The 20,592-nt window shown below is 65.6% G+C and carries 25 protein-coding genes and 2 tRNA genes; 14 read left to right on the top strand and 13 right to left on the bottom strand.

What is annotated here, in order from left to right:
• Positions 1-53: 53 nt before the first annotated feature.
• Complete coding sequence (locus QX132_RS00505) at positions 54-1,082, bottom strand: PrsW family intramembrane metalloprotease (protein WP_315737848.1); 1,029 nt, start codon at positions 1,080-1,082, stop codon at positions 54-56.
• A 776-nt stretch (positions 1,083-1,858) separates the two neighbouring features.
• Between QX132_RS00505 and QX132_RS00500 the strand changes: the two genes are divergently transcribed.
• From QX132_RS00500 to QX132_RS00485, 4 genes are all read left to right on the top strand, one after another.
• Positions 1,859-3,007 (top strand): PLP-dependent cysteine synthase family protein, encoded by a 1,149-nt coding sequence (locus tag QX132_RS00500; protein ID WP_315755545.1) that lies wholly within the window; start codon positions 1,859-1,861, stop codon positions 3,005-3,007.
• Between the two features lie 185 nt (positions 3,008-3,192).
• Entirely contained in the window at positions 3,193-4,422 is a 1,230-nt protein-coding gene (gene hemA, locus QX132_RS00495; protein WP_315772169.1) for a 5-aminolevulinate synthase, read from the top strand.
• A 140-nt stretch (positions 4,423-4,562) separates the two neighbouring features.
• Positions 4,563-5,141 (top strand): hemerythrin domain-containing protein, encoded by a 579-nt coding sequence (locus QX132_RS00490; protein WP_316159831.1) that lies wholly within the window; start codon positions 4,563-4,565, stop codon positions 5,139-5,141.
• A 172-nt stretch (positions 5,142-5,313) separates the two neighbouring features.
• Positions 5,314-5,439 carry a hypothetical protein gene (locus tag QX132_RS00485; protein WP_315737852.1) on the top strand — a complete coding sequence of 42 codons (126 nt, stop codon included), beginning with the start codon at positions 5,314-5,316 and terminating at the stop codon, positions 5,437-5,439.
• 278 nt (positions 5,440-5,717) lie between these two features.
• On the opposite strand, the gene QX132_RS00480 is transcribed toward QX132_RS00485, so the two are convergent.
• Positions 5,718-6,470, bottom strand: a complete 753-nt coding sequence (locus tag QX132_RS00480; RefSeq protein ID WP_315737853.1) for a hypothetical protein — start codon at positions 6,468-6,470, stop codon at positions 5,718-5,720.
• A gap of 199 nt (positions 6,471-6,669) precedes the next feature.
• On the opposite strand from QX132_RS00480, the gene QX132_RS00475 reads away from it, so the two are divergent.
• The 4 genes from QX132_RS00475 (at position 6,670) to QX132_RS00460 (ending at position 8,031) form a co-directional block, all read left to right on the top strand.
• Positions 6,670-7,002, top strand: a complete 333-nt coding sequence (locus tag QX132_RS00475; protein WP_315772165.1) for a Rieske 2Fe-2S domain-containing protein — start codon at positions 6,670-6,672, stop codon at positions 7,000-7,002.
• Positions 7,003-7,217: 215 nt separating this feature from the next.
• Positions 7,218-7,292: transfer RNA gene (locus QX132_RS00470), tRNA-Glu, on the top strand.
• A gap of 168 nt (positions 7,293-7,460) precedes the next feature.
• A complete protein-coding gene (locus QX132_RS00465; protein ID WP_315712079.1) occupies positions 7,461-7,718 on the top strand; it encodes a PilZ domain-containing protein in 258 nt (85 codons plus the stop codon).
• Positions 7,719-7,761: 43 nt separating this feature from the next.
• Positions 7,762-8,031 (top strand): porin, encoded by a 270-nt coding sequence (locus tag QX132_RS00460; RefSeq protein WP_316159830.1) that lies wholly within the window; start codon positions 7,762-7,764, stop codon positions 8,029-8,031.
• A gap of 5 nt (positions 8,032-8,036) precedes the next feature.
• Here the strand turns inward: QX132_RS00460 and QX132_RS00455 are convergent, their stop codons facing one another.
• Positions 8,037-8,678 carry a glutathione S-transferase family protein gene (locus tag QX132_RS00455; RefSeq protein WP_316159829.1) on the bottom strand — a complete coding sequence of 214 codons (642 nt, stop codon included), beginning with the start codon at positions 8,676-8,678 and terminating at the stop codon, positions 8,037-8,039.
• A 267-nt stretch (positions 8,679-8,945) separates the two neighbouring features.
• Positions 8,946-9,398: a VOC family protein gene (locus QX132_RS00450; protein ID WP_316159828.1), complete on the bottom strand. Its 453-nt coding sequence runs from the start codon at positions 9,396-9,398 to the stop codon at positions 8,946-8,948.
• Positions 9,399-9,989: 591 nt separating this feature from the next.
• Here QX132_RS00450 and QX132_RS00445 point away from each other — a divergent pair.
• On the top strand, positions 9,990-10,292 hold the full coding sequence (locus QX132_RS00445; protein ID WP_172109121.1) for an HU family DNA-binding protein: 303 nt from the start codon (positions 9,990-9,992) through the stop codon (positions 10,290-10,292).
• A gap of 450 nt (positions 10,293-10,742) precedes the next feature.
• Here QX132_RS00445 and QX132_RS00440 read toward each other — a convergent pair whose 3' ends face one another.
• On the bottom strand, positions 10,743-10,868 hold the full coding sequence (locus tag QX132_RS00440) for a hypothetical protein (protein WP_315811080.1): 126 nt from the start codon (positions 10,866-10,868) through the stop codon (positions 10,743-10,745).
• 132 nt (positions 10,869-11,000) lie between these two features.
• Between QX132_RS00440 and QX132_RS00435 the strand changes: the two genes are divergently transcribed.
• Positions 11,001-11,285, top strand: a complete 285-nt coding sequence (locus QX132_RS00435) for a hypothetical protein (protein WP_315737859.1) — start codon at positions 11,001-11,003, stop codon at positions 11,283-11,285.
• Between the two features lie 62 nt (positions 11,286-11,347).
• Here the strand turns inward: QX132_RS00435 and QX132_RS00430 are convergent, their stop codons facing one another.
• On the bottom strand, positions 11,348-11,512 hold the full coding sequence (locus QX132_RS00430; protein ID WP_315737860.1) for a hypothetical protein: 165 nt from the start codon (positions 11,510-11,512) through the stop codon (positions 11,348-11,350).
• Positions 11,513-11,885: 373 nt separating this feature from the next.
• On the opposite strand from QX132_RS00430, the gene QX132_RS00425 reads away from it, so the two are divergent.
• The 3 genes from QX132_RS00425 to QX132_RS00415 all read left to right on the top strand — a co-directional run bounded on the left by QX132_RS00425 (position 11,886) and on the right by QX132_RS00415 (position 13,740).
• The gene (locus tag QX132_RS00425; RefSeq protein ID WP_316159827.1) at positions 11,886-12,647 is read left to right on the top strand and encodes an SIR2 family NAD-dependent protein deacylase; all 762 of its coding nucleotides are present in this window, start codon (positions 11,886-11,888) and stop codon (positions 12,645-12,647) included.
• Between the two features lie 200 nt (positions 12,648-12,847).
• Positions 12,848-13,501 (top strand): cold-shock protein, encoded by a 654-nt coding sequence (locus QX132_RS00420; RefSeq protein WP_315737862.1) that lies wholly within the window; start codon positions 12,848-12,850, stop codon positions 13,499-13,501.
• A 162-nt stretch (positions 13,502-13,663) separates the two neighbouring features.
• Positions 13,664-13,740 (top strand) — tRNA-Pro (locus tag QX132_RS00415).
• A gap of 316 nt (positions 13,741-14,056) precedes the next feature.
• Here the strand turns inward: QX132_RS00415 and QX132_RS00410 are convergent.
• The 5 genes from QX132_RS00410 to QX132_RS00390 form a co-directional block, all read right to left on the bottom strand.
• Complete coding sequence (locus QX132_RS00410; RefSeq protein WP_315785289.1) at positions 14,057-14,749, bottom strand: ABC transporter ATP-binding protein; 693 nt, start codon at positions 14,747-14,749, stop codon at positions 14,057-14,059.
• Positions 14,746-15,981 (bottom strand): ABC transporter permease, encoded by a 1,236-nt coding sequence (locus QX132_RS00405; protein WP_315785292.1) that lies wholly within the window; start codon positions 15,979-15,981, stop codon positions 14,746-14,748. The genes QX132_RS00410 and QX132_RS00405 overlap by 4 nt, the downstream gene beginning before the upstream one ends.
• The gene (locus QX132_RS00400; RefSeq protein WP_315772151.1) at positions 15,978-17,057 is read right to left on the bottom strand and encodes an efflux RND transporter periplasmic adaptor subunit; all 1,080 of its coding nucleotides are present in this window, start codon (positions 17,055-17,057) and stop codon (positions 15,978-15,980) included. The genes QX132_RS00405 and QX132_RS00400 overlap by 4 nt, the downstream gene beginning before the upstream one ends.
• 42 nt (positions 17,058-17,099) lie before the next feature.
• Positions 17,100-17,504, bottom strand: a complete 405-nt coding sequence (locus QX132_RS00395) for a translational machinery protein (protein WP_316159826.1) — start codon at positions 17,502-17,504, stop codon at positions 17,100-17,102.
• Between the two features lie 173 nt (positions 17,505-17,677).
• The gene (locus QX132_RS00390) at positions 17,678-18,820 is read right to left on the bottom strand and encodes an OpgC domain-containing protein (protein ID WP_315755528.1); all 1,143 of its coding nucleotides are present in this window, start codon (positions 18,818-18,820) and stop codon (positions 17,678-17,680) included.
• A 222-nt stretch (positions 18,821-19,042) separates the two neighbouring features.
• Between QX132_RS00390 and QX132_RS00385 the strand changes: the two genes are divergently transcribed.
• Positions 19,043-19,348 (top strand): ETC complex I subunit, encoded by a 306-nt coding sequence (locus tag QX132_RS00385; RefSeq protein ID WP_315737868.1) that lies wholly within the window; start codon positions 19,043-19,045, stop codon positions 19,346-19,348.
• 16 nt (positions 19,349-19,364) lie between these two features.
• On the opposite strand, the gene QX132_RS00380 is transcribed toward QX132_RS00385, so the two are convergent.
• Together QX132_RS00380 and QX132_RS00375 are read right to left on the bottom strand one after the other, a co-directional pair.
• Positions 19,365-19,850: an Lrp/AsnC family transcriptional regulator gene (locus tag QX132_RS00380; protein WP_315772148.1), complete on the bottom strand. Its 486-nt coding sequence runs from the start codon at positions 19,848-19,850 to the stop codon at positions 19,365-19,367.
• Positions 19,851-19,863: 13 nt separating this feature from the next.
• Complete coding sequence (locus tag QX132_RS00375) at positions 19,864-20,508, bottom strand: TetR/AcrR family transcriptional regulator (protein WP_315737870.1); 645 nt, start codon at positions 20,506-20,508, stop codon at positions 19,864-19,866.
• Positions 20,509-20,592 lie beyond the last annotated feature (84 nt).

The following is a 20,592-nucleotide window of genomic DNA, read 5'->3' as shown; positions in this document are numbered from 1 at the left end:
GGACAAGCGCGTGATGCGCGTTTCGTTGCTCTGATGGCGCGGCGGGGCCGGGATTATGCCGTCGTCCGCATCCGGTTGCGGCCGAAAACATAGATCGTCGTCGTGACAATCAGAAGGGCCATCCCGACGATGATCGCGGTGAGGCCCAGCGGAACCAGAACGCCGGCGACGTTGCGGTCGGGGTTGAGCAGCCAATGCCGAATCGAGGTCAGCACGAATCCAAGCCCGACGAAGCCGGCGGCGCCGCCGAGCAGCAGCAGCGCCCACATCCTGCGCAGCTGGCTCAGTCTTGCCCGCGCCACCTCGGTGCGGGGCGTGTGGTGATGGGCGACCCGGCGCACCAGCCGTACGGCGAGGCCGATCGAGGAGAACCCGATCAGCACGCTGACGCCGCCGAGCCAGAGGCGCGCGGCGGTGTCGAGCGTCGACGCCCGCTGCAGCAACAGCAATGGATAGTCGAAGGCCGCATGCAGCATCACGGGAGCGGCCAGCACCAGCGCCCAGCTCGACAGCCGTGCCCCTTCGCGATTGTGGCGGTTGGCGCCGAGCGCCGTACTGGTGCGGGCGATCGCGAGATAGGCACCGGCAATGATGCCGAGCGCGCCGTGAAACGGCACGGTGAGCACGCTGCGCAGCACCGCGAGCGAGCGCCACATCTCGGCATGCTGGACGAGGTAAGCGAGATTTTCATAGGCAGCAAAGCCGAGGCCTACGGCCGCGCCATAGAACACCGTGTCCATGGCGTTGCCGACCTGCCGGCGCCGCGACCATAGCGCGGCGATCACCGCGACCTTGGCGAGCTCTTCCGGCAAGGCGACGCCGAACAGGGCCCGGACCGCCTGGGCGATCCAGGGATTCTCCAATGTCAGCCCGACATGCTGGAACGGCATCCTGACAATGCCGAGCAGCAGCACGCTGGCTGCCCCGAGCAGGAAGGCGGTCCAGATCTTGAGCGGGGGGCCTGAATTGTCACCGGCGGCGACCACCAGCCAGAGGATCAGCAGCGCGGGAGCGATCGCCGCGGTGCCGATCACGGTCGCGAGGGCTTCGAGCAGGTTCATTTGCGATGGCAAGTAAGCCATGGTCTCCGATCATCCAATGCGGCGGGGCCGAACCGGCCCTCCACCGCCCGCGCGGGGGTGGATTTGACATCGGTCCGTGGCCGCACGGCAAGATCTACATGTCGGCAGAATGAGCCGCCCTTCAAGGGAAAGAACCGCGCCCTGGCGCTCGATTGGGGAGAGACCGCCGCAGGGCCGAGTGCAGCCGCGGTCGGCTGCCGCCCGGCTGGCCTCAACGGGGCCGGGAGGTTCTCGGCGCCGTCGCATCGCCGCCGCGCACCGGGGCCTCCTGGCGCGGCTCGACCGGGGTCCAGGCGTCGCTGCGGGAGGTGGTTGGCGCCTGGGCGGTCGTCGGCGTTTCCACGCAGCTCAAGCGTGGCGTCGGGTCGGCCACACGCCGGCATTCCAGACCTTCAGCGAAAGCGGCCTGACTGATCGCGCACGCAACCAGAACAATCGAAAGAACTCTCATGGTGCCCCTCGGAGCAGGCGTGGCTCGCCCGTGATGCAGGCTCGACTCGGTCGTGCCGTTCAATGATGCCCAGCTTGGTCGCAAAAGCGTGCAAATATTTGACCATTCCCGCCGTCATTCAAAAGATTCTTCCGAAATTCACGCGTGCATTCCATGAGTTGCAAGCGATGCGAGCGTTTCCCGCTGATGCAAATGCGAAGCCGTTCGCTCCGTTGCGGCGCCAAGGCTCGGCGACTGGCGCCGAACCGCTATTTGCCCCCAGCTTGCTCGGCATGGGCGGCCGGGCGGGCTTGATGTGGCGAAGGGATCATGGTCGGTTGCCGCGATGAATTCGCCGCCTTGGTCAGCTTCCGACAGAGCCCGTGGTCCACGCTATCGCCGTGGCTGGGTCGACGACGCCGTGGCGGCCATCGAGGCCGACCAGTGCCGGACCGCCGACACGCACTTGATCCGGCTGATCGTGCCCGCGCTCGCGGGCATCGACATCTACCTGAAGGACGAGTCGACCCATCCGACCGGGAGCCTCAAGCATCGGCTGGCCCGATCGCTGTTTCTCTATGCGTTGTGCAACGGCCACATCCGCGAAGGCACGCCCGTGGTCGAGGCCTCCTCCGGGTCGACAGCGGTATCGGAAGCCTATTTCGCGCAGATGATCGGCGTGCCGTTCTACGCGGTAATGCCGCGCACGACCTCGGCGGAGAAGATCGCCGCGATCACGCATTACGGCGGCAACTGCCATCTCATCGATGACGGCCGGTTTCTCTATGCCGAGGCGGCTGCGCTCGCGAGCCGGCTCGGCGGCCATTACATGGACCAGTTCACGTTCGCCGAACGTGCCACCGATTGGCGCGGCAACAACAACATCGCCGAGTCGATCTTCAACCAGCTGCAGGGCGAGCGCTGCCCGCTGCCGGAATGGATCGTGATGGGCGCGGGCACCGGCGGCACGTCGGCGACGATCGGCCGCTATCTGCGCTACCGCCGCCACCCGACGCGGCTGTGCGTCGCCGATGTCGAGCATTCCGCGTTCTTTGACGCCTTCTGCAACGGCGACAGCGCCCGGACGTGCGAACGGCCGTCGCTGATCGAGGGCGTCGGCCGTCCGCGCTGCGAGCCATCCTTCGTGCCGGGGGTCGTGGATCGCATGATGAAGGTGCCGGATGCCGCCTCGGTCGCGGCGATGAACGTGCTGACGCGGCGGCTGCGCCGGCCGGTCGGCGGCTCGACCGGGACCAATTTCCTGGCACTGTGCCGGCTGGCGGCCGAGATGCGGCAGGATGGACAGAGCGGCTCACTGGTCACGCTGATCTGCGATTCCGGGGAGCGCTATCGCCAAACCTATTACGAGCCGCAATGGCTCTCCGCGCGCGGTCTCGACCCCGCGCCGTACGAGGCAGCTCTGTCTGCCTTCCTCGACACCGGTGCGCCGCTGCGGCTCGAGGTTGCCGATGCGGAGAACCCGCTGCGCGCCTGAACGCCTCCCGGGGGGCGTCGCGGACCGCGGCGCGCGGCATCCGGAGGCCCGGCATCGTGCGCGATCCCTGATCTGGATCAACGAAGGACGCGCCGGATTGCGCTTTGGTCCGACCCCGAACAGGCCTCCAAGGGCGCGCCGGAACGCAGGTTCGGGACGCGGGCAGGGGAAGGACGGATCAGGCGATGAACTACGACAGCTATTTCGAGCGTGCCCTCGACCAGTTGCACCAGGAACGGCGCTATCGCGTCTTCGCCGATCTGGAGCGCCTCGCCGGCCGTTTCCCCCGCGCAATCTGGCATTCGCCGGAGGGGCCGAAGGACGTCGTGATCTGGTGCTCCAATGACTATCTCGGCATGGGCCAGCATCCGAAGGTGATCGGCGCCATGGTCGATGTCGCCGCGCGCATGGGCACCGGCGCCGGCGGCACCCGCAACATCGCCGGCACCAACCATCCGCTGATCGAGCTCGAGCGCGAGCTTGCCGATCTCCACGGCAAGGAAGCGGCGCTGGTGTTCACCTCGGGCTACGTCTCCAACGAGACCGGCATCTCGACCATCGCAAAACTGCTGCCGAACTGCCTGCTGCTGTCGGACGCGCTCAACCACAATTCGATGATCGAGGGCGTCCGCAAGGCCGGCAGCGAGAAGCAGGTCTGGCGGCATAACGACCTCGCCCATCTCGAGGAGCTGCTGCGGGCGGCCGATCCCGACCGTCCCAAGCTGATCGTCTGCGAGAGCCTGTATTCGATGGATGGGGATGTCGCGCCCCTGCACCGGATCTGCGATCTCGCCGAGCGTTATGGCGCGCTCACTTACGTCGACGAGGTCCATGCGGTCGGCATGTACGGCCCGCGCGGCGGCGGCATCGCCGAGCGCGACGGCGCGATGGCCCGCATCGACATCCTCGAAGGCACGCTCGCCAAGGCCTATGGCTGCCTCGGTGGCTACATCGCCGCCAATGCCAATCTGATCGACGCCGTCCGCTCCTATGCGCCGGGCTTCATCTTCACCACCGCCTTGCCGCCGCCGGTCTGCGCCGCCGCGACCGCCGCGATCCGCCACCTCAAGACCTCGCAGTGGGAGCGTGACCGGCACCAGGATCGGGCGGCCCGACTCAAGGCCGTGCTGAACGCCTCCGGGCTGCCGGTCATGCCGTCCGACACGCACATCGTGCCGGTGCATGTCGGCGATCCCGAGAAGTGCAAGACGGCGTCCGACCTGCTCTTGTCCGAGCACGGCATCTACATCCAGCCGATCAACTATCCGACCGTGCCGCGCGGCCTGGAGCGGCTGCGGATCACGCCATCGCCCTACCATGATGACGGCCTGATCGACGCCCTGGCCGAGGCGCTGGTCGACGTCTGGGACCGGCTCGGCCTTGCGCGGGCGCCGCAGGCGCTGGCCGCGGAGTGAGCCCGTCCCGCTGACCTGTCACATCGGCCAGTCAGTTTGATCTGCCGCAATGCCGCCCGCGCTCGCGCGGGCGTAGTCTTTTGCGTTCAGGGAAAATGCCGGTTCGGCAGGGCCCGGCCGGCGCACAGGCGAGGGCGGCCATGGCTAGGATCATCGAAGCGCTGCTGCAGGAGCACGAGAATCTCGAGAAGCTTCTGTCGGTGCTCGAGCACGAATTGGAGCTGTTCGATCACAATCGGCGGCCGGACTACGACATCCTGCAAAGCATCATCGCCTATTTCGAGGACTATCCGCAGCGCTGTCATCATCCCAAGGAGGAGATGATCTTCGACAAGCTGCGCGAGCGCGACCCTGCCGCGGCCGCAGCCTATGGCGACGTCGACGACGAGCACGAGACCGAGGCGCAGCGGCTGCGCGGCTTTGCCGAAGCCGTGAACGCGGTGCTGTCGGACCAGGAGATACTGCGCGAAAGCTTTCATGCCGCCGTGCATCAGTTCATCGACAGCCAGCGCGAGCATCTGCGCAAGGAGGAGACCCTGCTGTTCCCCGCGGCGCTGCGCACCCTGAGCGCGGAGGACTGGGCCGACATCGATGCCCGCATGTCCGACCGCAAGGACCCGCTGTTCGACGGCGACGTCGCCGAGAAGTTCCACAATCTCGAGCGGACCATCCTGCGCTGGGAACAGGAGGCGGAGCAGGCGCGCGCCACCGCCGGCTGATGGCGTTTTGCCCAATTGCGCCCCGTGGCTGGTGGACTATAGTTCCAGTCGGGGCAGGCACTCTTTCGCGGAGCTGGCTATGGCCGCTTTGAACACTGGGCTCGATCCGGTCCGAGGTTCGTCGAATGCAGGGGGAGGGGCAAATGCGGCCCGGACGCCTGCGCAGGTCCCGATGGCGCAGCAGAGTGCCTTTGGCAGCCACGGCTACGACATGTATCCCCAGGAGCTCGTCCGGCTGTCGGGCTGCCAGGAGCAGGCGCTGCGCCGTGAGACGAAGCGCACCTTGCAACTGAGCTGACGGTCTTGTCCGATCTCGCCGCTCGATGGTCCTCGCGCTGCTTCATGGCCGGAACGCAAACCCAGGATCATGGTTGTAGAGCTCAGGATCGTGGTTATTCCGGTATACGTGCGTTAACCTGTCATTAACCAGATCGCGCGACCCTGTTCGCATATTCCCCAGGAATGCGACGGAACCGGACGGCCGGAGCCGGCAGTCGCGACAAGAGGCCGGCGGCGTAACGCCCGCCGGCCTTTTTGCGTGGGCGGGTCAGCTGGAATTGACACCGCACCCTTGCGTCAGTTGCGCCGCGCCAGCGAGCGCAGGAACCCCTGATATTCCTCATTCAATTCCATATCGACCGCGGGCGCGAGCCTCAGCAGGACATTGGCGATGAACGCCTGGTCGTTTCGCGGCTCCTCCAGCACCTCGCGCAGCACCGGGACGTTGTCCTCGATGTGATGCAGAAAGGCGACGCCTTTCTCCGCCGTCTCGGTCCAGCGCGCCCGCGTCCATTTCGCCAGCGGATACATGATCTCGTGGACGAAGTTCGACTTGCGCGCCTTCTCGAAGAAGCGCAGTCCGGCGCTCCAATATTCCTTGGCGCGCAGTGGCGGCGGCGGCAGATCGCCCGTCAGCATCTTCTTGCCGGCCTGGCCGACGAAATCGTCGAGCGTGGTCGGTGCATCGATCGTGGCGCGAAAGTGCCACAGCGCGAACGAGCCGGGAAAATCCTTGCCCATGCCATCGAGCAAGGCGGTCTCGACCTTGTCGACCGCGGCCTTGTCGCCCTTCAGCGACGCCGTCATCGCGAAGGCGAACAGCGCGTCGTTGCCGACCTCGTGGACGCCGCCGTTCTGCAATTGCGCCGCCGATAATGCGGGTGTCTTGCCGTCTGCAGGCACCGTGGCCTCGCCGGCGCGCTGCGCCTTGATGAAGGCGGTGATCTCGAGCCAGCCCATGAGGTTGGCGATGAAGGCGTCGGGATCGACATGCACGATGGCGAGATTGAGCGGCTCCTTGCGTGTTCTCAGCTCGGTCATGTCGGTCATGTCGCACTCCGCCGCAACTCGCCGCCGAGCGGTCTGTCGCCTTTGCGACACGTCGGCTCGTTCGACCAGATCTGCAGGGCAGGCAGCAAGAAGGGTGCCACGGTCTTGTCGGGCTCGCGGGGTACAGCGCGGTCCGCGGAACGAGTTTTGCTCGTGGTCCTTCGATTGCGATGGTCGCAATGGAGCATGAGGCCAGCGAATGTTCACCCGCGTCTGCAAGGCCGACACCATCGACGAAGGCGGCATGCGCCTCGTCATCGCCGACGCCCAGCTCATCATCCTTGCCTGGCCCGACGATGGCGAGCTCAAGGCGTTCCAGGGCGTCTGCCCGCACACGGCGGCGCCGATGGAGGAGGCCGGCTTCGACGGCCGCGTCCTCAGTTGCCCCGTGCACAATTGGACGTGGGATGCTTTCACCGGTACGCCGCTCCACCCGCCGGAGAGCGCGCTGGCGCAATATCCGGTCAAGGTCGAGGAGGGCGTGGTCTACATCGACACGGACGGCATCTCCCCGCTGTTTGCGGCGCGTTGAGCATGGCCGGAGGAGGCGCGGAAAGACCGCCAAGGGGTGGCTTGCCCGGGCGGCGAAACGCCTCTATACGTTCGGCGCGCGGCACGGAATCACTGTCGGTGGTTCAGCCGACCTCGCAGATCATCGCCTCAAGCGGCTGATTTGCTGAAGGTTTTACCGAAACGTGCAAGCGGCGATGGCACCGGGACCTCGTGCCCTCTGGCATCGTGCGTATTGCTCCCTTCGTCTATCGGTTAGGACGCCACCCTTTCACGGTGGAGAGAGCGGTTCGATTCCGCTAGGGAGCGCCACTCCGCGCCGGCTTTCCTTACCCATCCCCCGATCTCGAAATCCACGGTCCGCGTCGAGATGCGGTCGGCGTGAGGTCTGCGCTCATGCACCGCAGGCGAGTACGTGGTCCGGTCAACCGTCCATTAGGGTCCTTGCCGTACTGCAGCGGGCGAAGCAGGAGCAGGATGATGGCCGCGCCCAAGAAGCGGGAAGCCCGCAAATCGATGAAGCAGCCGGCGTGGATCACGCTGGATGGCGGGTTCGCCGTGCGCCATTGCCTGGTTCAGGACATTTCCAGCGCCGGCGCCAAGCTGACCCTGCAGGACGCGGCGGCGCTGCCGGCGACCATCCGGCTCGCCTTCGCGCGCGACGCAAGAACGGGCCGCCAGTGCCAGGTGGTGTGGCGCCGCGGCGCCTCGGTCGGCGTCAAGTTCATCGGCAAGTAGGCGTCGCTATCGCTTCCCTGCGGCAGACGCGCTAACAAGCGGCATGTGTCGATCTCTCATCCTGGGCGCCATCGCGGCGCTGGCCGCCGTGACCGTGGCAGCCGCCGGCTCGCCGGGATCATCGCTTCTTGCGCCACCGCTTCCCGCGCCGAAGGCGGCTGGACCCAACAAGGCTGCACCCCGTTCAGGCGCCGCCACCAACAATCCCTGCGCGTCCTACGGTGCCAACTTCGTACGCGTCGAGGGAACCGATACCTGCGTGAAAGTCGGCGGGGCCTTGCGCGTCGAGATGGGCACCTCGGCCGGTCGCTGAGGTGCTCACGACAGCGGCGGCGCGATGTGGCGGATGAAGGCCGGGCGCCGCGCGATCTGCCCGTACCAGCGCGCGAGACTCGGCAGCTCCGGCTTGACGACACCTTCAACTCCGAACCAGCGCCGCGCATAGGCGCCGAGCGCGATGTCGGCGAGCGTGAAGCGCTCGGCCTCGACATGGCTGCGCGTGGCCAGATGCGTGTCGAGGATGCGCCACATCGCCGCGGCGTCGTCGGCCGCCTTCTGCAAGGCGGCCATGTCGCGCTGCTCCGCCGGCGTTCGCACCAATCCCCAGAACAGCGGACGCTCGATCGGCTGCACCGTCGACAGCGTCCAGTCCAGCCAGCGCTCCACCGCGGCGCGGTGCCGCGGCGTCGTTGGATAAAGCGGCGTGCCATCGCCATAAGCGAGGCAGAGATAGCGCATGATCGCGTTGCTCTCCCACAGCACGAAATCGCCCTCGACCAGCGTCGGGATGCGGCCGTTCGGATTCATCGCGAGATAGTCCGCTTCGTTGTTGCGGCCGAACTGCATGCCCGCGTCGATACGGTCATAAGCGACATCGAGCTCGGCGAGACACCACAGCACCTTCTGCACGTTCACCGAATTGGGGCGGCCCCAGATCGTCAGTCTGTCGTCGGCGGACACGTCCGGCTCCTGTCTGGGCGAGCGGCATTGCTAGCGCATGTTACGCAAAAAGCCCCGCTCGAAGCGGGGCTTTTCCGTCGAACGCGTCGTTCGCGGCGATCAGTGGCCGAAGAACAGCCACAGCAGAATGATCACCGGAATCGGCACGCCCAACAACCACAGTAGAATTCCTCGACCCATCTCGGCCTCCTCGAATCCTCTCCATCAATCGGAGCGACAACGCGAGGATGGCCTCGATGTTCCGGCAGGTGGACGAGTGCGAACGGCTCACCAATGTCCGGTGTTCGGCATCGACAGCCAGGGCTCGGCCGGCGCCTTCGGCTCGCCCTTCTGCAACAGCTCGATCGAGTGCAGATCGGGCGAGCGGATGAAGGCCATGTTGCCGTCGCGCGGCGGCCGGTTGATGGTAATGCCGAGCTTCATCAGCCGGTCGCAGGTGGCGTAGATGTCGTCGACCTCATAGGCGAGATGGCCGAAGAAGCGGTCCTCGCCATAGCTCTCCTCGTCCCAATTGTAGGTGAGCTCGACCAGCGGGGCGCCGCGCGTCGGCGGCAGGGTCTTCAGCAGGTGTTCATCTTCGGGTGCGCAGAGAAACGCCAGTGTGAAGCGACCCTTGTCGTTGTCGATCCGGCGCACCTCCTTGAGGCCGAGCGCATCGGAATAGAATTTGAGCGCGGCGTCGAGATTGCGCACGCGCAGCATGGTGTGGAGATAACGCATCGTTTCTTCTCTCCCTGAACTCGAAGCGGATGCTCAACGGCCGCCTGCGGACGCCGATCCATAGCAGCAATTCGTTCGCCCGTGTATCGAGCCTGATGCTGCGGCGATGCCGGCTCGCGCGGATGTGCAGTGCGCGCGGCGACGCATTCGACGGGGCCGCGCGGTGTTGCGAGAGCCTCTCCGTATGCCAGCGAATCGCTGTTTTGGCAGTGATTCGCGGCAGGGATGAACGGGCGCGATGCGACCGCATGCAGGGATTTCAGCGTGTTTCGCCTGCAATGTGAGGCCAAAATCACGCAGGACCATCGAAAATGCCTGGAAATATAGGGGAAAATGAATCGCATGCTCCGTTCGATCGCCATCGCAGCTTGACTTCTGCGCGCTCCGTTGGAATTTTGGCGCCGCTGTGGGTGCTTCGGGGCCCCTTGAAATGCAGGAGAATCCCGAAAAATCGCGGGGTGATACGCCACCAGACGACTGAAGTCCCGGCTGTGCAATGCAGCCAGAATGCCCCGACCAGTCTGCGCAGCAATGCGCTGATAGCCGCGCAGTCGTCACGTCATTCACCGGTACCAATCACAAGGAGATACGATGGCTACCCAACTTTCCAAGTCGCAGCTGATCGAGAAGATTGCGACCTCGACCGAGCTGTCCAAGCGCGACGTCAAGAACGTCATGGAGACGCTCACCGACGTCGGCCACAAGGAGCTGAAGAAGAACGGCGTGTTCCTGGTGCCGGGCTTCGCCAAGTTCGTCGTCGTCAAGAAACCCGCCGTGAAGGCGCGCAAGGGCACCAACCCCTTCACCGGCGAAGAGATGATGTTCAAGGCCAAGCCGGCCCGCAAGATCGTGCGCGCGCGCCCGGTCAAGGCCGCCAAGGACGCGGTTGCCTGATCTGACCGTCAGTCACGGTCGTGATCACGTCAGAGGCCCCCTGAGAAGGGGGCCTCTTTCGTTGCGGAATGTGTAGGCTGCAGCGGGCCTGAGTGTCGCGTTCGCGGATCGCGAAGTCTCGCGCGGGGAGAGCGGAAAACGACAGCAGCGCCAGCGCGACGGAATATCTTCGTCGCGTGGCGCCACCCTCGAGCACTGGGCCCTGAAATCCCCAGTACTGATCTGTCTCGGCGTGCCGCAGGAAGGTTCAAGGGCTTTTCCGGGAAGTTTGACCGGCCCGTGCGGCCTCCGCCCGAGCGGGCAGCGTCGTCGCGCGCGCTGGGGACAAGCTGGTGGATGTTGCGCAGCAAGCCGTTGATCCGGGAGCCAAAAGACACAGGCTGGGAGCTGTGGACAGGCGTTGGATCGATTGTGGATGAGCCTCCGGCGTGATCGCCACGCGGCTCGGCGTCAGTCGCGGTCCAGATCCGCTCCGTCGTCCGTACCGGCCGCCTCGGTCCCGGGATGAAGGAACGCAAGCACGACGAAGCCGCCATAGCCGATGATGTTGAATAGAAGTTCCAGCCAGGATGCCATCGCGGACTCCCCCTAGAGGGGTGAACGCATGACTAGCGTTACCGTTCCCGCCGCGCGCGGGGGCGACCAGCCTGCAACCAATTCCCCCGCATCTGCGTTGTTTGGACGCATCGGAATTGGAGGACAACGATCATGAGAAAGGCATTGGCAGTTCTGGCGACCGCGGGTGCCGTCGCCGTCACCGCATTGGCGGCACCCGCGCCGGCACAGGCGCGCGGTCTTGGTCCGGGTCTCGCATTCGGCCTCGCGGCGGGCGCGCTGACCGCCGGCGCGATCGCGGCGTCGCATCCCTATTACTATGGTCCGGGCTACGACTACTATGACTACGGCCCGCGTTACGTCTACGCGCCCGGCCCGTATGCCTATTACGGCGGACCGTACTATCATCGCTACCACCACTGGCGTCATCACTGGTAGACGTCAGTCGTGAGAAGGAGAGCCCGGATGGCGAAAGCCTCCGGGCTCTCGTTTCATCCCTGCTATTCCGCGGCCTCGCCGCGCTGCGCCTTCTTCCACGCCGAGCGGGCATATTCCTCGCGTTCGCGCGCGAACTTCTCCTGGGTCGACTTGAACCGTGCAATCCTTGCGGTGATGTCGGCGCGCTCCTTCGCGCGGCGGTCGTCCTGCGTCTCGTTCTGCCTCACGGATCCTCTCTGCTCCGGTTGCTATCCGGCGAGCCTCGCCGTGAGACGCGTGACAAACTTCCTGGCGAAACGCTGGCGCGATGTGGATGTCCGATTGAGGCGTGATTGCGGACGCACGGCCCGGCTGCAGGCGGCCCGCGCGTTTTGCCGGGGACAGACCGCGGGAGGCGAGCAGCGCCAACGTCTTCAGGTAGACACGGAACAATCCGACTCGTTTTGCTTGTGGCCGCGTCGTTCACGGCCGGTTCCGGTGGATACGGAGTGGCACGACGACGCAGCCGGGCCGGACACGCTTGGAGGCGGGAGCCAGCTTGCCGTGCTATGAAGGGAGGACAATGATGATGCGAGGTCTCATGGTTCAGGGCAGCCGCTGATGATTGCATCCGATCTGCACGACGGTGTGAATCGCCTGGGAGACATGATCGCTGCGGCGCGTGTGATCGTGCCCTTCACCGGCGCTGGACTATCGACCGAGACGGGCATTCCGGATTTCCGTTCTCCCGGCGGTCTATGGACGCGCAACCGGCCGATCCATTTCGACGAATTCCTCGCCAGCCAGGAGGCGCGGGACGAGGCTTGGCGGCGGCGCTTCGCGATGCAGGAGACGTTTGCCGCGGCGCGGCCCGGCCGCGGCCATCTGGCGCTTTCGTCGCTCTACCGTGCGGGGAAAATTCCGGCCGTCATCACTCAGAACATCGACAACCTGCACCAGGACTCCGGTTTCGCCCCGGATCACGTCATCGAACTGCACGGCAACACCACCTACGCGCGATGCATCGGATGCGGGCAGCGCTATGAGCTCAACTGGGTGCGCGAGCGCTTCGAGGCCGACGGTGCCGCGCCGGATTGTCCCGAATGCGCGGAGCCGGTGAAGACGGCGACGGTATCCTTTGGTCAGTCGATGCCCGAGCATGAAATACAGCGTGCCACCGAACTCGCGCAGCACTGCGATCTGTTCGTCGCGATCGGCTCATCGCTGGTTGTGTGGCCGGCCGCGGGCTTTCCATTGATGGCAAAGCGGGCTGGCGCGCAACTCGTGATCATCAACCGGGAACCGACCGATCAGGACGACGTTGCAGACCTTGTTATCCACCACGACATCGGCGAAGTACTCGGATCGTTCGTCCGTAATTGAACGGAAATTGATGCATTTTTGTCGGCATCTCTGTTCATATGCCTCACTGAAACCGATTTTTATCTATGCGCGGCACGAGGGAATGTTATCTTTGATTCGAGAGATTCGCGTGACTCATCGTGGGTATAGGTGGTGAGCACGTGTATGAGGGCGCCGTTGCAGGGGTGGCGGCTCACAATTCATATGTGAGGTCCGGGGTTATGGGGTCGGACGGATTTGAGTCCAAGAAGCTTGGGATGCCGGTCGTTGGTGTATCGACACCAACCCGGCTCGGGGCGGAATATCAAACCGGCGTCGCGCGCGACTCGGCAATCGATGCGATGACCGGTCTTGGCGAGAACCTCGTCGAAATCAGCGGTGTCATCAAATGGTTCGACGCCTCGAAGGGATACGGTTTCATCGTTCCCGACAATGGCTGGCCGGACGTGCTGCTGCACGTCACGGTGCTCAGGCGCGACGGATACCAGACCGCCTATGAAGGTGCTCGCCTGGTGGTGGAGTGCGTGCAGCGCTCCAAGGGCTACCAGGCGTTCCGCATCGTCTCGATGGACGAGTCGACGGCGATCCATCCGGCGCAGATGCTGCCGCCGCGCACCCATGTGACGGTGACGCCGACCAGCGGGCTGGAGCGAGCCCAGGTCAAGTGGTTCAACCGGCTGCGCGGCTTCGGCTTCGTGACCTGCGGGGAAGGCAGCCCGGACATTTTCGTCCACATGGAGACCCTGCGCCGCTACGGCATGACCGAGTTGCGCCCCGGCCAATGGGTGCTGGTCCGCTACGGGCCCGGCTCCAAGGGCATGATGGCGGCCGAGATCCACCCCGAGACGGGCTCGCCGGCATTGTCCTCGCACTGAGCGGATGCTTCCTGCGACCACGGTATTTGACGGCCCCCTGGAACGGCGCTTCCTGGGGCCGTTTTCATGTCGGCTCCGCTTCACGGACCGGGCCGCGGTCTTGCTGCGGAGGCCGCGACCGTGTAGTGACGGGTCCTCCAGGACAATGGTCCTTGAGAACATCGGGGTATAGCGCAGCCTGGTAGCGCGGCAGTTTTGGGTACTGCAGGTCGTTGGTTCGAATCCAGCTGCCCCGACCATCTCCGCAGCGGCGCGGCTTTCTCAGGCGGGGCCTGATAGCTGGCGCGATACTCACGATAGCGAGAAAGATTTCGGCCAGGCCGCCAGCGCTCAATCGGCCGAGCGACCGCGAGCGCGGCTGGGCCGATAAAAAAATTCGGATGCTCCCGCAGCGGCAAAACCCGGGAGCATCCGAAGTGTGCGGGTGAATCCGGGGAAGGAACATCCGCTGGTCGTCAGCATCCTCTGAATCGAAATCTCGCGTCTTTGCGCTAAATCAAATCAGGCGCAGGAGGCGGTTCGCGCGTCGGCCGTGCCGAGGTCGCGGCGGGCGGATCAGCGCGCCAGCTCGTCCTGCGCCAGCCGGCCGTCGATGATGTGCACGCGCCGGTGCATCTGAGCGGCGAGGTTGAGATCGTGCGTGACCGCGACGACGGTCTTGCCGCGCAGCGTGACGAGATCGCGCAGGATGCCGAACACCTGCGCGGTCGCGGCGGTGTCGAGGCTGCCGGTCGGCTCATCGGCGAGGATCACCGGCGGATCGTTGGCGAGCGCGCGCGCCACCGCCACGCGCTGACGCTGGCCGCCGGACAATTTGTCCGGCGTCTTGCGCAGATGATCGGCGAGGCCGAGCGACGCCAGCAGCTCCTCGGCGCGCTGGGTGACCGCGCGTGGCGACAGCCGGGCCAGCGCGCGCATCGGCAGCGCGACGTTCTCGGTGATCGAGAACTCCGGCAGCAGGAAATGAAACTGGAAGACGAAGCCGAGCCGCGACAGCCGCACCTCGGCGCGCTCATCCTCGTTCATGCCCGTCGTCGAGCGGCCGTCGATCAGCACGTCGCCCTGGCTCGGCAGGTCGAGCAGGCCAAGCAGATAGAGCAGGGAGGATTTTCCCGAGCCCGACGGTCCGGTGATGGCGATGAGCTCGCGCGGATGGATCACGAGATCGATGTCGGCGACCAGCGTCACCGGCACCTCGCCGGGCAGCACCTTGGTCACTTGCCGCGCCTCGATCAGGGGCGGGCTCACGTCGCGCCCCGGATGATGTCGACCGGATGCAACCGCGCCGCGGCCCGGGCCGGAAAGTAGCCGGCGACGGCGCTGGAGACCAGCGCGACCGCGCCCGCCAGCAGATAGTGCTTCAGCGAATACAGCACGGGCAGATGATTGTAGTCGGAAAACGGCGTCTTGAACTCGAGCGAGGCGAGCCCGCGGGTAAGCAGGTAGCCGAGCGCCCAGCCGAGGGCGGCACCGGTGAGGCCGATGAACAGCGCCTCGACGATGAAGATGGCGCGGACCGTGCGGTCGCGGAAGCCGAGCGACTTGAGGATGGCGATGTCGCGGGTCTTCTCGTGGGTGATGGTCGAGATGATGTTGTAGGTGCCGAAGCTCGCGACCAGCAGGATGGCGCCGACGATGGTGTACATCAGCACGTTGCGCAGCGTGATCGCCGCCAGCAGATCCTCCTGCGCCTCCTGCCAGGAGACCGCCTTGTAGCCGGTCTGCTCGCCGATGCGCTCGCTGATGAGGCGCGCCTGCATCGGATCGTTGGTGCGGACGCGGATCTCGTTGATGATCCCGGTCTGGCGCTCCAGGATCTGCGCGGTGCGCAGCAGCACGTAGCCGGTGGTCTCGTCGGTGCCGCGGAAGCCGGAATGGAAGGTGCCGACGACGGTCGCGTTCATGCTGATGCCCTGGGCCGAGGCGAGCGTGATGTTGGAGTTCACCCGCGCGCCGATCTTGGCCGCGAGCCGGTCGCCGAGCAGGATCGCGTGCGAGGACCGGTACAGCGAATTGAGATTGCCCTGCCGCATGTGGCTCGGCAGCGTCGAGACTTGGCCCTCCGTGCGCGGATCGATGCCGATGATCGCGACCGTCAGGTTGCGGCCGGCGAAGCGCAGCACGGCCTTTGACTGCACCGACGCCGTCAGCGCGCCCGGCACCCAGCCCTGCAGCGAGGCAATGGTGGCCATCGGGTTCTTGATGCCGGGGCGGCGGACGTTCGGGGTCAACCGGTGGAATTCGGCCGCCGCATAGACCAGGTCGGCCGGCTGGCGGGTCGGCTGGCGCAGCTCGTCGGTGATCGAAATGTGCGGCAGCGCGTCGACCAGCGTGCGGATGAAGTCGTCCTGGGAGCCCTCCATCATCGCCGCCATCATCACCGAAAACGCCACGCCAGTCATCACGCCGGCGATTGCGACCAGCGTCTGGCGGGCGCGATGGCGCACATGGGTCCAGGCGATGGTCAGGACGAGGCTCATGGCGCGGACGTCTCGGGCTCGATCACGCGGATCCGCTCGCCGTCCTTGATGTCGGCGGTCGCGGGCGCCGCGACCAGCTCGCCTTCGCGGGCGCCGTCGAGGATCTCGACCGCCGCGGAGCCGCGGATGCCGATCCGCACCGCGCGCCGATGCACACGGCCGCCTTCGATCACCATGAGGCTGTTGTTGACGACGGCATTGGCCGGCGCGAGCAGCGTGTCGGCCGTCTCGCGGCTGACGATGTTGGCCTCGACGCTCATGCCGACGCGCAGCGGCGTGTTGTCGGGCAAGCCGATCCGCACGCGGAACGTCTTCGCCACGGGATCGCCCGCCGGCGTGATCTGCTTCACCGTCCCGGGCAGCGCCTGGTTGCCGAACGCATCGGCGCGCAGCAGCGCCTTCTGGCCGACCTGGACACGGGGGATGTCCTCTTCGTTGACGTCGGCGACGACCCAGAGCGGCTTCTCCAGGCCGACGCGGTAGAGGATGGTGCCGGGATCGACCATGTCGCCGACCTCGCCGTCCTCCTTGAGGACGACGCCGTCCATCGGCGCCACCAGCTTGAAGTAGTCGAGGCGCTGGGTCTGGGCCGCGATCTGGGCGCGGATGCGGGCGAGATCGCTTTCGGAGCGCTGGTACGCTTGCGAGGTGGCCGCGCCGCGCGCCAGTAGCTGCGTCTGCCGCTCGAATTCGAGGCGCTGGAATTCCTCCTGTGCGCGCAGATCGTTCAAGGTGGCCAGCGCCTCCTTGTCGTCGAGCCGCGCCAGCACGTCGCCGGCCTTGACCAGCTTGCCCTCGCAGCGGCAGCGCTCGACGATGCGGCCGCGGACCAGCGGCGTGCTCCGCGACCACGTCTCCGGCTCCACCGCGCCGGTTGCATAGACGATCTCGGCCGCCGTGCCGCGAGTGATGCGGGCGGTCGCGATGAGCGGTCCACGCATCCACCATACGGCAAACCCAGCCAGTGCGCCGAACAGCAGGATGATCGAGAGCAGGCCGCGCCACGGAAAACGACGCCGGCCGCGATCGATGGCCGGCGTGGCAGCAATGGCATTGGATTGGTCCGGCGTCAGCATGTCCATGATCGAACGGACCCTGCGACGGGAGAAAGGCTATACTTAGCCCGCAGTGCCAGTCGCCACGCGGGGCGGAGCCATCTTGAAGTGCTGTTTGGCATAGGCGACGATCTGGCGATCGGTCGGGTGATCGGCAACCTCGACGCCGACGATGCGCTTTCCGACCGCAGGATGCTTCTCGTGCAGGTACTTGGCAAGCTCGGTCTTGGCGCTGGCCGGACCGATGATCAGGACCTCGCCGGCGTCATCGAGCGCGTGCGCGACCTCCTCGAGGAAATTCTTGTCGGGCGCCGCGTGGCCGCTGCCGATCTCGTTGGCCTTGTGGTGCAGATGCTTGGTCTGCAGGTGTGGATGCAGCGTCAGCTCGTCGGCACCGGTCAGTCCGATATGGAACACCTTGGCCTCGCTGTGATCGAGCCACACGACGGCATGGAAATGAGTCGGCATGTTCTGGTCCTTGTCAGCAAATCGCCGCGTGGCGGCCTTGTGCGTTCGCCAGGGAACGCGCGCCGCGGAAGGCGGCACCCTTTGTGATGCAAACCTTAGCGAGCCCGATCGTGGCCGGCTTGATGCAGGTCAACGGACGCGGGAACCACCCCCGCGCCCCTGATGTGCGGGGGTTACTTCGGCGCAGGCGGCTTCGGCAGCGGCTTGTCCTGCCGCTTCGACCAGGAGATGTAGTAGGCCACGGTGGTCATGATCGCGATGCCCGCCGCGCTGACGAGAATCTGCGCCAGCAGCGAACCTGAGCTCAGCATCAGGGTGAAGTGGCCGATGAAGGACAGGAACACGCCGACGCAGAACACCGCCAGCGACTGTTGGCCGCAGACGACGAGGGGATCGAGCGCCTTCCACTCCAGGCCCGGCCATTCCTTCGGCACGAAACGGATGACCAAAATGACGATCACCACGAAATGCAGGAAGCGGTACGGCGCGAGATTGGTCTTGTCGTTGGGATTGAAGGCCGAATAGAGCCAGTTCGGAAACATCGATCCGAGCTCAGGGAAGCGGCCGGCCATCGTCATGACCAGTGCGAGCACCATATAGGCGATGCAGAAATAGAGCGTGGCCGGCGCCATGATGATGCCCATCGAGCGGCGGGCGCCGCCGAGCGCGCACCATGAGCCGAACACGAACAGCACCTGCCAGCAATACGGATTGAAGTACCAGGTGCCGGCCGGGTAGGCCGCAAAATTCCAGCCCATCTGCCGCGCCAGGAGCCAGAGCACGATCGAGGCGATCATGGTCAGGTCGGGCTGGCGCAGCATCATCCACAGCACCGGCGGGAAGAAGCCCATCAGCACGATGTAGAGCGGCAGCACGTCGAGATTGACCGGCTTGAACTTCAGGATCAGCCCCTGGGCCAGCGTATCGCTGGCGTGGTCGACGAGGCCCGCGACGTTGAACTCGTCGATGATCTCGGAGACGCCGAAGCGCGTCGCCAGATAGCTGATGGCCACAATATAAATCACGAACAGCACGATGTGGGCGACGTAGAGCTGCCACACCCGCTTGAACAGCCGGGTGGCGCCGACGATGAAGCCGCGGTCGATCATCATGCGCGCATAGACGAACGAGGCGGTATAGCCGGAGATGAACACGAACAGGTCGGCGGCGTCGCTGAAGCCGTAATTCCGCGTGGTGATCCAGTTCACCACATTGTCCGGGATATGATCGAGAAAGATCGCCCAGTTGGCGATTCCGCGAAACAGGTCGAGCCGAAGGTCGCGCCCTCGCTCGGGCAGCGTGGCATTGATTTTCATGGCCGCTTCAACGCACTGTTTTGAATGGAAAACGTCGGGGGGCAGAGGCGCCGTGGCAGTCGACCGAGATTGTCACGGGACGGCAGAATGACTATACGGAGCACGATAAACGGTCATGTCCAGGATGGGAATCACCGTTCCGTGCTGAAGCTTGCCTGTAACCCATCCCGGCCGTTTCCGCCAAACGCATGACGACCGCAGCTTCCAGGGGCTCTCCCAGCAATGACCGCACGCATTTTCAAGCCCGCCAAGAACGCGATGCAATCGGGCAAGGCCAAGACCCGGGACTGGCAGTTGGATTATGAGCCGGAGCAGCCGCGTTCGGTCGAGCCGCTGATGGGCTGGACATCCTCTTCGGACATGAAGCAGCAGGTCACCTTGCGCTTCGACACCAAGGACGAGGCGATCGCCTATTGCGAACGCAAGGGCATTCCCTATGAGGTGATCGAGCCGAAGGAGCCGGTGAAGCGGCAGATCGCCTATGCCGACAATTTCTCGTTCCGCCGCGGCGAGCCTTGGACGCATTGAGGGGCCGACACGGCCATCATCCGTTCAGCAGCCCGCCGGGGATGGGCAGCGGCGCGTCCTTGGACAGGCCGAGCACCGGGAAGCTCCTGATGGACCGGACGCCGGGCAGGGCGGCGAACTGGCGGAGCTGGCGGCTCATGCCTTCGACCCCGGTCGACACGCATTTCAGCAGAAAATCCGCATCTCCCGACAGCCGCCAGCATTGCTGGACCCAGGGCAACGGTACGATCGCGGCCTCGAACGCCTCCAGCGCCGTCTGGTGCTGGCTGTCGAGCTGAATCGACACGAACGCTACCACCTCATAGCCCAGCGACCGCTCGTCGATGCTGGCGCGGATGGACTTGATCACGCCGCTATTGCGCAGCGTCCGCACGCGGCGCAGGCAGTTCGGATGCGAGATCCCCACCCGGCCGGCGAGCTCATTGATGCGGATCCGGCCGTCGGCCTGGAGCTCCGCCAGGATCCTGCGATCGATCGCGTCGAGCTCCGGGCTGCCAGCCATCGGCGCGGCCCGTTCAGCCGGTCGGGTGATCAGGCCGGCCGCCGCCGGCCTGCGCAGGCCCGGCGGTGCGCGGCATGACGCCGGAGAGGACGAGCTTCTCATGGGCCGCGATGATCGTCTCCTTGCTGAGCCGGCCGCCCGGACGGTACCAGCTGCACAGCCCGGTCAAGAGCGCGATGATGGCAAAGGTCGCGACCTGGATGTCGTCGACGTCGAACACGCCTTGCGCCACACCGTCGCTGAGGATGTCGGCCAGCCGACGCTCATAGGCGCCGCGCAGCGCTACCACCGCCTCATAGTTGCGGGGATCGAGACTGCGCAGCTCCGAGTTGGCGATGAAGACCTCGCGCTTTCGGGTCATGTGATAGCCGACGTGGAAGGCGACGAACGCCCTGAGACGTTCGACCGGACCCTGGGTGCCGCGCAGCGCCTGGTCGAGCTCGCGCAGGAGGTTGTTGATGTGGTCCTGGATCAGCTCCGCCAGCAGCTCCTGCTTGGTGCTGATGTGATTGTAGAGCGAGCCTGGCTGGATGCCGACCTCGGCGGCGAGCTGGCGCAGGCTCATGGCCTCATAGCCGTGCTGGAAGATCAGCCGCAGGCCGGCCTTGCGGATCGCCTCCATCGTCGTCGGACCATGTGACCCGATCGTGCGCGCCATCTCGTCCTCGCTGGACCGTCCCGGTGCCGATCGCGGCGGATCCGCCACGGTAGGGGGTCCCGTAGTGAAGTCTGAAAATTCCGT

The organism is Bradyrhizobium sp. SZCCHNRI20481, from assembly GCF_032485055.1.
GTDB lineage: Bacteria > Pseudomonadota > Alphaproteobacteria > Rhizobiales > Xanthobacteraceae > Bradyrhizobium.
The sequence above is the reverse complement of the archived record's forward strand: the minus strand, read 5'-3'. Positions and strand labels throughout refer to the sequence as shown.

Bases quoted from the DNA above. Each gene is read 5' to 3' on its own strand.
- QX132_RS00505 (WP_315737848.1), bottom strand. From the start codon at position 1,082: ATGGCTTACTTGCCATCGCAAATGAACCTGCTCGAAGCCCTCGCGACC.
- QX132_RS00500 (WP_315755545.1), top strand. From the start codon at position 1,859: ATGAATTCGCCGCCTTGGTCAGCTTCCGACAGAGCCCGTGGTCCACGC.
- hemA (WP_315772169.1), top strand. From the start codon at position 3,193: ATGAACTACGACAGCTATTTCGAGCGTGCCCTCGACCAGTTGCACCAG.
- QX132_RS00490 (WP_316159831.1), top strand. From the start codon at position 4,563: ATGGCTAGGATCATCGAAGCGCTGCTGCAGGAGCACGAGAATCTCGAG.
- QX132_RS00485 (WP_315737852.1), top strand. From the start codon at position 5,314: ATGGCGCAGCAGAGTGCCTTTGGCAGCCACGGCTACGACATGTATCCC.
- QX132_RS00480 (WP_315737853.1), bottom strand. From the start codon at position 6,470: ATGACCGACATGACCGAGCTGAGAACACGCAAGGAGCCGCTCAATCTC.
- QX132_RS00475 (WP_315772165.1), top strand. From the start codon at position 6,670: ATGTTCACCCGCGTCTGCAAGGCCGACACCATCGACGAAGGCGGCATG.
- QX132_RS00465 (WP_315712079.1), top strand. From the start codon at position 7,461: ATGGCCGCGCCCAAGAAGCGGGAAGCCCGCAAATCGATGAAGCAGCCG.
- QX132_RS00460 (WP_316159830.1), top strand. From the start codon at position 7,762: ATGTGTCGATCTCTCATCCTGGGCGCCATCGCGGCGCTGGCCGCCGTG.
- QX132_RS00450 (WP_316159828.1), bottom strand. From the start codon at position 9,398: ATGCGTTATCTCCACACCATGCTGCGCGTGCGCAATCTCGACGCCGCG.
- QX132_RS00445 (WP_172109121.1), top strand. From the start codon at position 9,990: ATGGCTACCCAACTTTCCAAGTCGCAGCTGATCGAGAAGATTGCGACC.
- QX132_RS00440 (WP_315811080.1), bottom strand. From the start codon at position 10,868: ATGGCATCCTGGCTGGAACTTCTATTCAACATCATCGGCTATGGCGGC.
- QX132_RS00435 (WP_315737859.1), top strand. From the start codon at position 11,001: ATGAGAAAGGCATTGGCAGTTCTGGCGACCGCGGGTGCCGTCGCCGTC.
- QX132_RS00425 (WP_316159827.1), top strand. From the start codon at position 11,886: ATGATTGCATCCGATCTGCACGACGGTGTGAATCGCCTGGGAGACATG.
- QX132_RS00420 (WP_315737862.1), top strand. From the start codon at position 12,848: ATGGGGTCGGACGGATTTGAGTCCAAGAAGCTTGGGATGCCGGTCGTT.
- QX132_RS00405 (WP_315785292.1), bottom strand. From the start codon at position 15,981: ATGAGCCTCGTCCTGACCATCGCCTGGACCCATGTGCGCCATCGCGCC.
- QX132_RS00400 (WP_315772151.1), bottom strand. From the start codon at position 17,057: ATGCTGACGCCGGACCAATCCAATGCCATTGCTGCCACGCCGGCCATC.
- QX132_RS00395 (WP_316159826.1), bottom strand. From the start codon at position 17,504: ATGCCGACTCATTTCCATGCCGTCGTGTGGCTCGATCACAGCGAGGCC.
- QX132_RS00390 (WP_315755528.1), bottom strand. From the start codon at position 18,820: ATGAAAATCAATGCCACGCTGCCCGAGCGAGGGCGCGACCTTCGGCTC.
- QX132_RS00385 (WP_315737868.1), top strand. From the start codon at position 19,043: ATGACCGCACGCATTTTCAAGCCCGCCAAGAACGCGATGCAATCGGGC.
- QX132_RS00380 (WP_315772148.1), bottom strand. From the start codon at position 19,850: ATGGCTGGCAGCCCGGAGCTCGACGCGATCGATCGCAGGATCCTGGCG.
- QX132_RS00375 (WP_315737870.1), bottom strand. From the start codon at position 20,508: ATGGCGCGCACGATCGGGTCACATGGTCCGACGACGATGGAGGCGATC.